We start from the raw sequence: 13953 nt of genomic DNA, 5'->3' as shown, positions 1-13953 counted from the left end.
CGACGCCCGCCCCCGCCAGGCGCTCACACCCGCCAAGCGCTCACACCCGCACCCGTACCCGGGGCACGGCCCCGCCCGCCCACGCCGTCGCGCGCTCCGCCGGAACGCCAGGACGCCGGGGGGCCGCCCCCCGCTATCCCGCACGTCATGTCTCCGTAACCAATGATTCAGACGGACTTGCGACCCTCAGTGAATGCCGACCGCCGTGCCAGAGCATTCACCGCCTCCCGAGGGGTCCGCGGGGAACGGGGCCGTGAGACTACCCCCCGCACGTTCCGACGCGCCCTTTTCCCTGGTCGCGCGGAACAATGGGGTCATGAGCCAGTCAGACACCCAGGCACCGGTCCAGCACCCGCAGCCTTCCGTGGGCTCCATAGCCGCGCACCGCTCGCCCGTCGCGGCGGCAGCGGTGTCCGACCTGGAACCCGATCTCGACGCCGACCTCGACGTCTACGAGGAGTCGCAGACCGACGGGCCCCAGTTGCCCCAGGGCCGATTCCTCGACCGGGAACGCAGCTGGCTCGCGTTCAACGAGCGGGTCCTCGAACTCGCCGAGGACCCGAACACGCCCCTGCTGGAGCGGGCGAACTTCCTGGCGATCTTCGCCAGCAACCTGGACGAGTTCTTCATGGTCCGGGTGGCCGGACTGAAGCGCCGTATCGCGGCGGGCGTCGCCACCCGATCCGCCTCCGGCCTCCAGCCCCGCGAAGTGCTGGAGATGATCTGGGCCCGCTCCCGCGAGCTGATGGCCCGGCACGCCGCCTGCTACCACGAGGACGTCGCGCCCGCCCTCGCGGAGGAGGGCATCCACCTGGTCCGCTGGAGCGAGCTGACCGAGAAGGAGCAGGCCCGCCTCTTCACGCTGTTCCGGCACCAGATCTTCCCGGTCCTGACCCCCCTGGCGGTCGACCCGGCGCACCCCTTCCCCTATATCTCCGGCCTGTCCCTGAACCTGGCCGTGGTGGTACGGAACCCGGTCAGCGGCCACCGGCACTTCGCCCGGGTGAAGGTGCCGCCGCTGCTCTCCCGCTTCCTGGAGGCCGCCCCCGGCCGGTACGTCCCGCTCGAAGACGTCATCGCCGCCCACCTCGAAGAGCTGTTCCCGGGCATGGAGGTGCTGGAGCACCACGCCTTCCGGGTGACCCGCAACGAGGACCTGGAGGTCGAGGAGGACGACGCCGAGAACCTGCTCCAGGCACTGGAGAAGGAACTCATGCGGCGCCGCTTCGGGCCGCCGGTGCGCCTTGAGGTCGAGGAGTCCATCGACCGCGAGGTGCTCGACCTGCTGGTGCGCGAACTGAAGATCAGCGAGGCCGAGGTCTACCCGCTGCCCGGCCCCCTCGACCTCACCGGTCTCTTCCGCATCCACAGCCTCGACCGCCCCGAGCTGAAGTACCCGAAGTTCGTCGCCGGCACCCACCGCGACCTCGCCGAGGTCGAGTCGGCCTCCGAACCGGACATCTTCGCCGCGCTGCGCGGCCGGGACGTGCTGCTGCACCACCCGTACGACTCGTTCTCGACCTCGGTGCAGGCATTCCTCCAGCAGGCCGCCGAGGACCCCGCCGTCCTCGCCATCAAGCAGACCCTGTACCGGACCTCGGGCGACTCCCCGATAGTCGACGCGCTCATCGACGCCGCCGAGTCCGGCAAGCAGGTCCTCGTCCTGGTCGAGATCAAGGCCCGCTTCGACGAGCACGCCAACATCAAGTGGGCGCGCAAGCTGGAGGAGGCCGGCTGCCACGTCGTGTACGGCCTGGTCGGTCTGAAGACCCACTGCAAGCTGTCCCTGGTGGTGCGCCAGGAGGGCGAGACGCTCCGCCGCTACAGCCACGTCGGCACGGGCAACTACCACCCCAAGACCGCCCGGCTCTACGAGGACCTGGGGCTGCTGACCGCGGACCCGCAGGTCGGCGCCGACCTGTCCGACCTGTTCAACCGCCTCTCCGGCTACTCGCGCCGGGAGACCTACCGCCGACTGCTGGTCGCGCCCAAGTCCCTGCGGGACGGGCTGATCTCGCGGATCGACAAGGAGGTCCAGCACCACCGTGCGGGCCGTCCCGCCTTCATCCGCATCAAGGTCAACTCGATGGTGGACGAAGCCGTCATCGACTCCCTCTACCGCGCGTCCCAGGCAGGCGTGCCGGTGGACATCTGGGTGCGCGGCATCTGCGCGCTCCGGCCGGGTGTGGCGGGTCTCTCGGAGAACATCCGGGTCCACTCGATCCTCGGCCGCTTCCTCGAACACTCCCGGGTGTTCGTCTTCGGCAACGCCGGCGAGCCCGAAGTGTGGATCGGCAGCGCCGACATGATGCACCGCAACCTCGACCGCCGGATCGAGGCACTGGTCAGGGTCACCGACCCGGCCCACCGGGCGGCCCTCAACAGGCTGCTCGAAACCGGCATGTCCGACACCACTTCCTCCTGGCACCTGGGCCCCGACGGCGAGTGGACCCGGCACGCGACCGACGCGGACGGACAGCCCCTGCGCAACGTCCAGGAGATGCTCATAGACGCCCGGAGGCGCCGGCGTGGCACAGCAACACCTTGACCCGACGGAATCCACGGCCGGGGTGGTGACGGGAGACGCCCTCGCGGTGTACCTGCGCGCCCAGGCCACGGAGTTCCTGCGCGCGCTGCGGATGCACCGGGAGACCGGTACGTCCGGTGGCGCGGAGGAGTCCGTCGACGCGGCACGCGCGCTGCGCCGCTCGGCCCGCCGCATCAGCGGCAGCCTGCACACCTTCCGCCCGCTCCTCGACGCCGACTGGTCGGAGGAGATGCGCCCCGAACTGGCCTGGCTCTCCGGCACGCTGGGGCTTGAGCACGCGTACGAGGCACGGCTGGAGCGGCTGCTGCTCGCGCTGCACCGGCTGTCCGGCTCGTCGCCGTTCCCGGCCCAGCAGGTGAGCGCCGGTGGCTCCGCCCCCGCCGCGCAGGAGCGCGGCAACCTCACGGTGGGCGCGGCCAAGGCGGGCGCCCTGCTCGACCGCCAGCTCACCCTGGCCCGGACCCGGGCCCACTCCACGGCCCTCCAGGCGCTCGGCTCCTCCCGCTTCCACGCGGTGGCCGACAAGGTCGCCGTCCTGGCCAGCGAGGTGCCGCTCACCACGGCCGGCGTGAGCACCGACCTGCGGCCGCCGGCCGGGGCGGCCGAGGAACGGCTGCTGGACGCCATCGCCGCGCTGCCGCTGATCACCGCCGGGCACCCGTACAACGCGGAGGCCCTGGTGCACGGGCTGTCCCCGGACCCCGCCCCGCACCCGCAGGACGGCCCCTGGCACCAGGTGCGGCTGCTGCTCCGGCTGCACCGCTACGCCCGCGAGGCGCTGTCCGGCGGCGGGCTCGGCACGCCCTCGGCCGATCCGCGGATGCTCGCGGCCGGCCGGGCGCTGGACCGGCACCGGGACGCCGCGGAGGCGGCCGGCGCGGCGGCGCAGGCCGCACGCACCCCGCGGATCGCGCCCGCGACGGCGTACGCGCTCGGCGTGCTCCACGCCGACCAGCGGCACGAGGTGGAAGCGGCACGGTTCGAGTTCCAGCAGTCCTGGCAGAGGCAGACGGTCGGCGCGCCCTGACCCGCCGAACCGGCCGCCGCCGACGGTCCGGAAACCGAGGCAGCACACGGACCAGGAGGGCACACACCGGTGACCAGCACGAATGACACCACCGTTCAGGCGGCCGGCTGCGTCCTGTGGCGCCGTTCCCCGGTCGACGGCGAAGTGCAGGTCTGCCTCGTCCACCGGCCGAAGTACGACGACTGGTCCCATCCGAAAGGCAAGCTGAAACGCGGCGAGGAGGCACTGTCCGGCGCGCTGCGCGAGGTGGCGGAGGAGACCGGCTACGCCGCCGCCCCCGGTGCGGAACTGCCCACCCTGCACTATCTGGCGGGCGGCCGTCCGAAGCAGGTGCGCTACTGGGCGGCCGAGGCCGCGGCGGGCGGCTTCGTACCGAACCAGGAGGTGGACCGCATCCTGTGGCTGTCCCCCGCCGCGGCCCGCGCCCGCCTCACCCAGCCCCGCGACCGGGACCTCGTCGACATCCTCGTACGCCAGTTCGATCACCGGCGCCCGGCGGACTGACCCGCCCCGCGTGCCCGCCCCGGCCCGCGACACGCCTCCCCGCGCGCGGGTGCGCGTGACGGCACCCCCTACCCGTCGTTAACCGGAACGACAGGGGGCCCGTGACGGACGTACCGGGGGTAGGCAGGCGATGGATCGGCGACAGCGCAGGAAGGCGCGCGGCACGGTCGCCGCGATGGTCATGCTGGTGGCCCCGGGCGCGGGTGCCACGGGATGCGCCGTCGGCGGCGCCGCCGCCGAGGACGGGCACGGCGCGGCCGACCCGGTGGCCACTCTGCACCGCGCCGCCGACACCCTGCGCACCGCGGGCAGCTCCCTGGCCGGCACCTCCATGGAGATGGCCACCGGCGGCACCCGCGTCACCATCAGCGGCACCGGCGTCTACGACTACCGGCGGCAGCTCGGGCAGCTCACGGTCATGCTGCCGCAGGACCCGACGGGGGCCACCGAGCACCGGCCGATCACCGAGCTCCTCGCGCCGGGCGCGCTGTACATGAAGAACCGGGGCGCCGGGGTGCCCGCCGACAAGTGGGTCCGGGTCGACACGGCGACCCTCTCCGACGGCAACCTGGTGACGGGCGGCGCGACCGACCCGTACGCCGCCGCCGAACTGCTGCGCGGCACGCGCACGGCCCGGCTCGTGGGCCGCACCGAGGTGGACGGCACCGCGGTGCGGCACTACCGGGGCACCGCCGACCTCACCGCGGCGGCGCGGGCGGCCTCGGCGGGCAACCGGTCCGCGCTGGCCGCGGCGGCGAAGGGCTTCGCCACCGCCGAGGTCCCCTTCGACGTCTACCTCGACGACCAGGGCCGCATCCGCAAGCTGCGGCAGCGGTTCAGCTTCGTCAACGGACAGCAGGGGACGGCCGTCGCGGTCACCTCGACGACGCTGCTGTCCGACTTCGGCACCGACACCGACGTACGGCTGCCGCGCCCGCAGGACATCTACGCGGGCCGGATCGCCGAGAACCAGCCAGGGGACCGGCCCGAGCGGTAGCCGCCCGGCCCGCGAACTAGCCCGTCCGTGCCATGCGCGATGTGTAGACCACTGCCTACCCTAGGAAGCCGGTGACGGCAGAGACGAGGTGATGCAGGTGGCTCCGGGCGGTGGTACGACGGTTCAGGACCACGTGGCCCTCGCCGAGATCGAACTGTGCGGCGACCTGATCATCGCGGCGTCGGCCGCCGAGGACCGGCTCAGCCTGGAGAGCATCGACGAGGTGCTGCGGGTGGCCGAGGAGCGCGGGGCCCCGGGGCCCTTCTGAAGGACCCCGGCCGACCGGGTGGCCCCGGGCCGGGCCCCGCGCCGCGGACACCGGCTCAGGTGCGCAGCAGGCGCCCGATCGCCTTCGTGGCCTCCTCCACCTTCGCGTCGATCTCGTCACCGCCCTGGACGGCCGCCGTGGCGACGCAGTGCCGCAGGTGCTCCTCCAGCAGCTGGAGCGCGAAGGACTGGAGGGCCTTGGTGGAGGCGGACACCTGCGTGAGTATGTCGATGCAGTAGACGTCCTCGTCGACCATCCGCTGCAACCCGCGGATCTGCCCCTCGATCCGGCGCAGCCGCTTGAGGTGCTCGGCCTTCTGTTTGTGGTAGCCGTGGTGCGTCACGTGCTCGCCGCTGTCCCCGAGCGGGCTCTCGGAGGGCACCGTCGCGTCGGCCTCGGTGGTCGTCATCGCGTCCTCCAGACACATACCCCTGACGGGTATATCGTAACGAACTTTGCTGGGTATAGGGCCCTTGGTACGCCCCCGTGCTGATCATCACGCCTGATGGGCGACACTGGGGAGCGGCCTAGCCGTGGCCGGATGATGTGCTTAGCATCAGCCTGACCGCAACCATTGCATCCCGAGGAACCCACGTGCGCTTTCGTCTGACCCCCAGGGAGACGAGCTTCTACGACATGTTCGCCGCATCCGCGGACAACATCGTCACGGGCTCGAAACTCCTGATGGAACTGCTCGGGGCGGACGCATCCGCCCGAGTGGAGATCGCAGAGCGTATGCGGGCCGCGGAGCACGCCGGTGACGACGCCACGCACGCGATCTTCCACCAGTTGAACTCCTCGTTCATCACGCCCTTCGACCGCGAGGACATCTACTCCCTCGCGTCGTCCCTCGACGACATCATGGACTTCATGGAGGAGGCCGTCGACCTGGTGGTCCTCTACAACATCGAGGAACTGCCGAAGGGCGTCGAGCAGCAGATCGAGGTGCTGGCGCGGGCGGCGGAGCTGACGGCCGAGGCGATGCCGAACCTGCGCACCATGGACAACCTCACCGAGTACTGGATCGAGGTGAACCGCCTGGAGAACCAGGCGGACCAGATCCACCGAAGACTTCTCGCGCACCTCTTCAACGGCAAGTACGACGCGATCGAGGTCCTGAAGCTCAAGCAGATCGTGGATGTGCTGGAAGAGGCGGCGGACGCCTTCGAGCACGTGGCCAACACGGTGGAGACCATCGCCGTCAAGGAGTCCTGAGGCGTCGATGGACACCTTCGCCCTGGTCGTGACCATCACGGTCGCGCTGTTCTTCACCTATACGAACGGATTCCACGACTCCGCGAACGCGATCGCCACCTCGGTCTCCACCCGGGCACTGACCCCGCGGGCGGCACTGGCGATGGCAGCCGTGATGAACCTGGCCGGCGCGTTCCTGGGCAGCGGTGTCGCCAAGACCGTCAGCGAGGGCCTGATCCAGACGCCCCGGGGCTCGACGGGCATGGGCATCCTCTTCGCCGCGCTGCTCGGGGCCATCGTGTGGAACCTGGTCACCTGGTACCTGGGGCTGCCGTCCTCGTCCTCCCACGCCCTGTTCGGCGGTCTGGTGGGGGCGGCGCTGGCGGGCGGCACCACGGTGATCTGGGACGGCGTGATCGACAAGGTCATCGTCCCGATGTTCGTATCGCCGCTGGTCGGCCTGCTCGTCGGCTATCTGCTGATGACGGCCATCATGTGGCTGTTCCGCCGGACCAGTCCGCACAAGGCCAAGCGCGGTTTCCGGATAGCGCAGGCCGTGTCGGCGGCCGGCATGGCCCTCGGCCACGGCCTCCAGGACGCCCAGAAGACCATGGGCGTCGTGGTGATGGCCCTGGTGATTTCCGGCCACCAGACCTACGACGATCCGATTCCGGTCTGGGTCCAGCTCGCGTCCGCCGTGATGCTGTCGCTCGGCACCTACGCGGGCGGCTGGCGCATCATGCGCACCCTGGGCCGCAAGATCATAGAGCTGGAGCCGCCGCAGGGCTTCGCGGCCGAGACGACCGGCGCGTCGATCATGTTCACCACGGCCTTCCTGTTCAAGGCGCCGATCTCCACGACCCATGTGGTCACCGCGGCCGTCATGGGCGTCGGCGCGACCAAGCGCCTCAACGCGGTCCGGTGGGGCATCGCCAAGAACATCGTCCTCGGCTGGTTCATCACGATGCCGGCGGCCGCGCTGGTCGCGGCGGCGGCGTTCGGGATCGTGGACCTGGCCTTCCTGTAGGCGGGCCGGCAAGCAAGCGCAGGGAGCATCTGATGGGGAACCCGATGGGGAACGAGCACTTACGACGAGGTGGCACGGCCCGCGGCGGCCCGGCCCACGCGGCCGGTGCGACCACGCGCCAGGACCCGTCACCCGGGCGAGACCGCCCGGGAACAGCGAACGGGCCCGCCCCCGGAAGCCGGGGGCGGGCCCTTTTCGTCCTCGCGGTGGCACCGCCATGCAGCACCGCGAGGGGTTTGTGGCCGGCGTCGATCAGCCGAAGCGGCCGGAGATGTAGTCCTCGGTCGCCTGCACCGACGGGTTGGAGAAGATGCGCTCCGTCTCGTCGATCTCGATCAGCTTGCCCGGCTGTCCGACCGCGGCGAGGTTGAAGAACGCCGTACGGTCGGAGACCCGCGCCGCCTGCTGCATGTTGTGCGTCACGATGACGATCGTGAAGCGGTCCTTCAGCTCACCGATCAGGTCCTCGATCGCGAGCGTCGAGATCGGGTCGAGGGCCGAGCACGGCTCGTCCATGAGCAGCACCTTCGGCTCCACCGCGATGGCACGGGCGATGCACAGACGCTGCTGCTGGCCACCGGAGAGACCCGAGCCGGGCTTGTTCAGGCGGTCCTTCACCTCGTTCCAGAGGTTCGCGCCCTTGAGCGACTTCTCGACGACGTCGTTCAGCTCGCTCTTCTTGTAGCTGCCGTTGAGCTTCAGGCCCGCCGCGACGTTGTCGTACACGGACATCGTCGGGAACGGGTTCGGACGCTGGAAGACCATGCCGACCTCGCGCCGCACGGCCACCGGGTCGACCCCGTTGCCGTACAGGTTCTCGTCGTCGAGCATGACCTTGCCCTCGACCCGGCCGCCCGGCGTCACCTCGTGCATCCGGTTGAGGGTGCGCAGGAAGGTGGACTTGCCGCAGCCGGACGGGCCGATGAAGGCGGTGACGGTACGGGGCTCGATGGTCATCGAGATGTCCTCGATGGCGCGGAAGGAACCGTAATAGGCACTGAGGCCGCTGACGTCAATTCGCTTGGCCATGAAGATCACTGCTTCTTTCGAGGGGGAATCTGGTCGCTGTATGGCCCCACTCGGCGGAGCCGGGGATGTCGCCTCAGCGACCGGACTTCGGGGCCTTCCAGCGGGCGATGCCGCGGGCCACGAGGTTGAGGACCATCACGAAGGCGATCAGCGTGAGCGAGGCCGCCCACGCCCGGTCGTAGGCCGCGTTCGCGCCGGCGCTCTGTGCGTACTGCTGGTAGATGTACAGCGGCAACGACTGCTGCGCACCCTCGAACGGGTTGTTGTTGATGAACCGGTTGCCGAACACCAGCAGCAGCACGGGCGCGGTCTCACCCGCGATACGGGCGATGGCCAGCATGACACCGGTGGTGATGCCGCCGATGGAGGTCGGCAGGACCACCTTCAGGATGGTGCGCCACTTCGGGACGCCGAGCGCGAGGGACGCCTCGCGCAGCTCGTTCGGGACGAGCTTCAGCATCTCCTCGGTGGAGCGCACGACCACCGGCATCATCAGGATGGCCAGGGCCAGCGAACCGGCGAAGCCGAAGGGCTGCATCTTGAAGATCAGCATGATGCTGAGGATGAACAGGCCCGCGACGATGGACGGGACACCGGTCATGACGTCGACGAAGAAGGTGACGGCCCGGGAGAGCCTGCCCCGGCCGCCGTACTCGACCAGGTAGATCGCCGTGAGGACGCCGATCGGCGCGGCGATCACCGTGGCGAGGCCGACCTGCTCCAGGCTGCCGATGATGGCGTGGTAGATGCCGCCGCCCGGCTGGGAGTCGGGGACGATGCCCATCGAGTGGCTCAGGAAGTAGAAGTCGAGGACCTTCACGCCCCGCGAGACGGTCGTCCACACCAGGGAGACCAGCGGCACGAGGGCGACCAGGAAGGCGACCCAGACCAGGCCCGTCGCGATGCGGTCCTTGGCCTGTCGGCGGCCCTCGACGCGCACGGCGATGCCGTAGGTGGCGATCAGGAAGATCAGACCGGAGAGCAGACCCCACTGGATCTTGCTCTCGAAGCCGGCCCCCAGGCAGATGGCGATGGCCACGACGATGGACCCGGCGGCGATCGCCCAGGGCGACCACTTCGGCAGGGTGGCACCGCGCAGCGAGCCTGCGCGCTTGTCGGTGATGGCGGCGTTGCTCATGCGTTGGCCCCCGAGTACTCCGCACGGCGCGCGATGATCATGCGGGCCGCGCCGTTGACCAGCAGGGTGATGACGAACAGGACCAGACCGGAGGCGATCAGCGCGTCCCGGCCGAACTCGTCCGCCTCGCCGAACTTGCTGGCGATGTTCTGGGCGAAGGTGCCGCCGCCCGGGTTGAGCAGGCTGGCGTGGATGAGGAAGTCCGGCGAGAGCACGGTCGCGACGGCCATGGTCTCGCCGAGCGCGCGGCCGAGGCCGAGCATCGAGGCGGAGATCACGCCGGAGCGGCCGAAGGGGATGACGGCCATCCGGATGACCTCCCAGCGCGTGGCGCCGAGGGCGAGGGCCGCCTCCTCGTGCATCTGCGGGACCTGGCGGAAGACCTCGCGGCTCACGTTGGTGATGATCGGCAGGATCATGATCGCGAGCAGGATGCCGACCGTGAGCATCGAGCGCGGCGCGCCCTCGTCCCAGGAGAAGAGGCCGGTCCAGCCGAAGTAGTCGTTCAGCCAGCCGAAGAGGCCGTTCAGGTGCGGTACGAGGATCAGCGCGCCCCACAGGCCGTAGACGATCGACGGCACGGCGGCGAGCAGGTCGATCACGTAGGCGATCGGGCCGCTCATCCTGCGCGGGGCGTAGTGGGTGAGGAACAGCGCGATGGCGACCGCGACCGGGACGGCGAGGAGCATGGCGATGATCGAGGAGATCACCGTGCCGTAGGCCAGGACGGCGATGCCGAAGCTCGGCGGCTGGAGCCCGGTGTTCCACTCGAAGGTGGTCAGGAAGTTGCCGTGGTCCTTGCCGATGGCGAGGGCCGCGCGGTAGGTGAGGAAGACCGCGATGGCGGCCATGATCACCAGCAGCAGGATGCCCGACCCACGGGAGAGGCCGAGGAAGATCCGGTCTCCGGGTCGGGTGGCGCCGCGGGCTCCGCGCTGCTGCGCGCCCGAGGTCGGCTGGGGGGTGGGGGGAGGGGCGTCTGTGGCGTTTTGTGTCGTTATGTCCATCGGATTCTCCGGTCTGCGGAACCGCACGCGGGATACGGCTGGACGAAGCCGTATGCGCCATGCGGCTCATGGCGGCGGTGCACCGGACGGTGCGGCCCGGCCCGGGACAGAACCCGGGCCGGGCCGCACACTCAGATCAGCTGAGGCCCGAGATGGTGGTGCGGACCTTGGAGATGATCTCGGCGGGGATCGGGGCGTAGCCGAGGCCCGCGAGCTTGCCCTGACCCTCCTCCGAGGCGATGTAGTTCAGGAACGCCTTGGTGGCGGGCAGGGTGTCCGCCTTGTTGCCCTTGTCGCAGGCGATCTCGTAGGTGACCAGGGTGATCGGGTAGGCGCCGTCGGCCTTGGTCTTGTAGTTCAGTTCGAGCGACAGGTCCTGGCCCGTGCCCACGACCTTGGCGTCGGCGATCGCCTTGGAGGCGGCGTCGCTGCTCGGGACGACCGGCGCGCTGGCACCCGTGTCGATGCTGACGGCCTTCATGCCGTCGGCGACGTAGGACAGCTCGAAGTAGCCGATGGAACCGGGGGTCTGCTTGACACCGGCGGCCACACCCGAGGACTGGGCGGCGGCCTGGCCACCCGGGGCCTGCCACGCCTTGCCACCGGAGTACTTCCAGTCCGCCGGGGCGGCGGCCTTCAGGTACTTGGTGAAGTTGTCCGTGGTGCCGGACTCGTCCGAGCGGTGGAACGCCTGGATCTTCGTGCTGGGCAGCTTCGCGCTGGGGTTCAGCTTCTTGATGGCCGCGTCGTCCCAGGTCTTGATCTTGCCGTCGAAGATCTTGGCGAGCGTCGGGGCGTCGAGGACCAGGTTGTCCACGCCGTCCAGGTTGTAGCCGACCGCGATCGGGCCGCCGACCATCGGCAGGTCGATGCCCTGACCGCCGGAGCAGACCTTCTTGGAGGCCGTGACCTCTTCGGGCTTCAGCGCCGAGTCGGAGCCGGCGAAGGCGAGCTGACCCTGGTTGAAGGAGGTGACACCGGCACCGGAGCCGCCCGCCTTGTAGTTGATCTGCACACCGCACGCCTGCGAGAACGCGGCCACCCAGGCGTCGATCGCGTTCTTCTGCGCCGAGGAGCCGTCCGACAGCAGCTGGCCCTTGGCGTCGTCACACTTGATGGAGCTGGCGTTGGCGGACGCCGAGGACGAGGACGAGTTGTCGCTGGAGCCGCCACTGGTGTCGTCGGAGCCGCACGCCGTCAGGGCCAGGGCGCCGGAGACGGCGACAGCACCGAGGGAGATGGCGCGCAGCCGGTTCTTGCGCTGAAGCTTCACTTTCGGGAGTTCCTTCCGAGGAGCCGCCACCGTCGGCGGCGTGCGAGGTCGTGGTGGTGCGCTTGTGCGCTCATGCCGCACTCCGCACCGGGTACGGCCGAAATTAGGCAGAACAGGTGAAGGCGCCGATGGCCATAAATGAATGGAAGGTGAACCCCTGCCATCGGCCCGGTAAGGTCACGGAACGCTTACGGGGAGGCCACATCGAGGTCCCAACGCCATATCGGTACAAGGTGGCCCACGCAAGGACATGACCGGACGAGTACCGTGCATGCATACGTTTGCGACGGTCGTGGAACTGTTCGAGTCGGCACTCCGTCTCGCTCCACGAAAGCCGATGAAGGGCAAGGGGCATGGAACGGCGTACGTTCATTTCACATAGCGCGGCCGCGGTGGCGACGGCCATCGGGGTGGCAGGGTGCTCCGGCGCCGGGACCCCGGCAGCCGGTTCTACGACGAGCGCGTCACGCACGCCCCTCGGCTCCACATCCTCCCTCACCTCGGTGAAGACCACCAACGCAACACCGCCCGCCGACTGGACCGCCCTCGCCCGCGATCTCGACGGGCCCCTCGTACGCCCCGGGGACGCGTCCTGGAACACGGCCCGCCTCCTCTACAACACCCGCTACGACGGGCTGAAGCCCGCCGCGGTGGCCTATGTCTCCCACGCGGACGACATCCGGACGTCGCTCGCCTACGCCAGGGCGCGCGGCCTGCGGGTGGCGATACGCAACGGCGGCCACTCCTACGCGGGCTGGTCGTCCGGCAACGGGCGCCTCGTCATCGACGTCTCCGAACTGAACCGGATACGGGTGAGCGGCGGGCAGGCGGTCGTCGGCGCCGGCGCCAAACTGATCGACGTCTACCGCGGCCTGACCGCCAAGGGCGTGACGATACCGGCGGGTTCGTGCCCCACGGTCGGCGTCTCCGGCCTCACCCTCGGCGGCGGCCACGGAGTGGTCTCCCGTGCCTACGGCCTGACCTGCGACAGCCTGACCGCGGCCACCCTGATCACGGCCGACGGCAAGCAGCTCACCGCGGACGCCCGGACCAACAAGGACCTCTTCTGGGCGCTGCGCGGCGCCGGCAACGGCAACTTCGGCGTCGTCACCGAACTGCACTTCGCCACCCACCCCGCGCCCCAGGCCGTCTCCGGCTATCTGACCTGGCCGTGGTCCAAGGCCGCCGCCCTGTTCCGGGCCTGGCAGGAGTGGGGCCCCGACCAGCCCGACGAGATCTGGTCGGCCCTGCACCTCGACCGCTCCACGGACGGGGCCCTCACCGTGTCCCTGTCCGCCTTCTCCCTGGGCACGTACGGCGAACTCCAGAACGCCGTGGACCGCCTCGCCGGCCAGGTGGGCGCCGACGCGTCGAGTGTGTCCCTGCGCCGCCGCGGCTACGAGGAGGCGATGGAGATCTACGCGGGCTGCTCGTCCTTCTCCAGCGAGGCCCAGTGCCATCTGCCCGGCTCCACCCCGGGCCGCTCCCCGCAGGGCGCCCTGGGCCGCGACACGTACGCCGCCCGCTCGGACTTCTTCGACCGGTCGCTCTCGTCGGCCGGCATCCAAACGCTCCTGAACCAGATCGCCGCCGCGCGCGGCGGCCCCGGCAGCATCGCCTTCACGGCGCTCGGCGGCGCGGTCAACCGGGTCGCCCCCACCGCGACGGCCTTCGTCCACCGCCGCTCGCGCATGCTGGCCCAGTACTACGCGTCCTGGCCGGCGGGCTCCTCGGGCACCACCATCCAGTCCTGGCTGACCCGGGCCCACGACGCGATGAAGCCGTACGCCTCCGGCGCGGCCTACCAGAACTACACGGACCCGACCCTGAAGGACTGGCGCAGGGCGTACTACGGCGACGCCGCGACCCGGCTGGCCCAGGTGAAGAAGCAGTACGACCCGGACCGCTTCTTCACGTACCCGCAGTCACTGTGACCGCCTG

General features: G+C 70.3%; 13 protein-coding genes. 8 read left to right on the top strand and 5 right to left on the bottom strand.

What is annotated here, in order from left to right:
* Window positions 1–316 precede the first annotated feature (316 nt).
* The 5 genes from ACFC09_RS30170 to ACFC09_RS30150 all read left to right on the top strand — a co-directional run bounded on the left by ACFC09_RS30170 (window position 317) and on the right by ACFC09_RS30150 (window position 5344).
* Window positions 317–2548 carry an RNA degradosome polyphosphate kinase gene (locus ACFC09_RS30170; RefSeq protein ID WP_376533504.1) on the top strand — a complete coding sequence of 744 codons (2232 nt, stop codon included), beginning with the start codon at window positions 317–319 and terminating at the stop codon, window positions 2546–2548.
* Window positions 2529–3575: a CHAD domain-containing protein gene (locus tag ACFC09_RS30165; protein WP_376533503.1), complete on the top strand. Its 1047-nt coding sequence runs from the start codon at window positions 2529–2531 to the stop codon at window positions 3573–3575. The genes ACFC09_RS30170 and ACFC09_RS30165 overlap by 20 nt, the downstream gene beginning before the upstream one ends.
* Before the next feature lie 69 nt (window positions 3576–3644).
* The gene (locus tag ACFC09_RS30160) at window positions 3645–4079 is read left to right on the top strand and encodes an NUDIX hydrolase (protein ID WP_376533502.1); all 435 of its coding nucleotides are present in this window, start codon (window positions 3645–3647) and stop codon (window positions 4077–4079) included.
* Window positions 4080–4209: 130 nt separating this feature from the next.
* Window positions 4210–5076 carry a hypothetical protein gene (locus ACFC09_RS30155; RefSeq protein WP_376533501.1) on the top strand — a complete coding sequence of 289 codons (867 nt, stop codon included), beginning with the start codon at window positions 4210–4212 and terminating at the stop codon, window positions 5074–5076.
* Between the two features lie 91 nt (window positions 5077–5167).
* A complete protein-coding gene (locus ACFC09_RS30150; RefSeq protein ID WP_376533500.1) occupies window positions 5168–5344 on the top strand; it encodes a hypothetical protein in 177 nt (58 codons plus the stop codon).
* A gap of 55 nt (window positions 5345–5399) precedes the next feature.
* Here the strand turns inward: ACFC09_RS30150 and ACFC09_RS30145 are convergent, their stop codons facing one another.
* Entirely contained in the window at window positions 5400–5753 is a 354-nt protein-coding gene (locus ACFC09_RS30145) for a metal-sensitive transcriptional regulator (protein WP_376533499.1), read from the bottom strand.
* 185 nt (window positions 5754–5938) lie between these two features.
* Between ACFC09_RS30145 and ACFC09_RS30140 the strand changes: the two genes are divergently transcribed.
* Both ACFC09_RS30140 and ACFC09_RS30135 read left to right on the top strand, forming a co-directional pair.
* Complete coding sequence (locus ACFC09_RS30140) at window positions 5939–6559, top strand: DUF47 domain-containing protein (protein ID WP_376533498.1); 621 nt, start codon at window positions 5939–5941, stop codon at window positions 6557–6559.
* A gap of 7 nt (window positions 6560–6566) precedes the next feature.
* The gene (locus ACFC09_RS30135; protein ID WP_376533497.1) at window positions 6567–7565 is read left to right on the top strand and encodes an anion permease; all 999 of its coding nucleotides are present in this window, start codon (window positions 6567–6569) and stop codon (window positions 7563–7565) included.
* 252 nt (window positions 7566–7817) lie between these two features.
* On the opposite strand, the gene pstB is transcribed toward ACFC09_RS30135, so the two are convergent.
* The 4 genes from pstB to pstS all read right to left on the bottom strand — a co-directional run bounded on the left by pstB (window position 7818) and on the right by pstS (window position 12012).
* On the bottom strand, window positions 7818–8594 hold the full coding sequence (gene pstB, locus ACFC09_RS30130) for a phosphate ABC transporter ATP-binding protein PstB (protein ID WP_376533496.1): 777 nt from the start codon (window positions 8592–8594) through the stop codon (window positions 7818–7820).
* 73 nt (window positions 8595–8667) lie between these two features.
* The gene (pstA, locus tag ACFC09_RS30125) at window positions 8668–9732 is read right to left on the bottom strand and encodes a phosphate ABC transporter permease PstA (protein ID WP_376533495.1); all 1065 of its coding nucleotides are present in this window, start codon (window positions 9730–9732) and stop codon (window positions 8668–8670) included.
* Window positions 9729–10739 (bottom strand): phosphate ABC transporter permease subunit PstC, encoded by a 1011-nt coding sequence (pstC, locus tag ACFC09_RS30120; RefSeq protein ID WP_376533494.1) that lies wholly within the window; start codon window positions 10737–10739, stop codon window positions 9729–9731. Before pstC ends, pstA begins: the two co-directional genes overlap by 4 nt.
* Before the next feature lie 136 nt (window positions 10740–10875).
* A complete protein-coding gene (gene pstS, locus ACFC09_RS30115) occupies window positions 10876–12012 on the bottom strand; it encodes a phosphate ABC transporter substrate-binding protein PstS (RefSeq protein ID WP_376533493.1) in 1137 nt (378 codons plus the stop codon).
* Between the two features lie 353 nt (window positions 12013–12365).
* Between pstS and ACFC09_RS30110 the strand changes: the two genes are divergently transcribed.
* Window positions 12366–13946, top strand: a complete 1581-nt coding sequence (locus tag ACFC09_RS30110; RefSeq protein ID WP_376533492.1) for an FAD-binding oxidoreductase — start codon at window positions 12366–12368, stop codon at window positions 13944–13946.
* Window positions 13947–13953 lie beyond the last annotated feature (7 nt).

Origin of the sequence: Streptomyces sp. NPDC056161, from assembly GCF_042268025.1 — a bacterium.
Taxonomy (GTDB): Bacteria; Actinomycetota; Actinomycetes; order Streptomycetales; family Streptomycetaceae; genus Streptomyces.
This window is presented reverse-complemented; position numbering and strand designations above follow the sequence as displayed.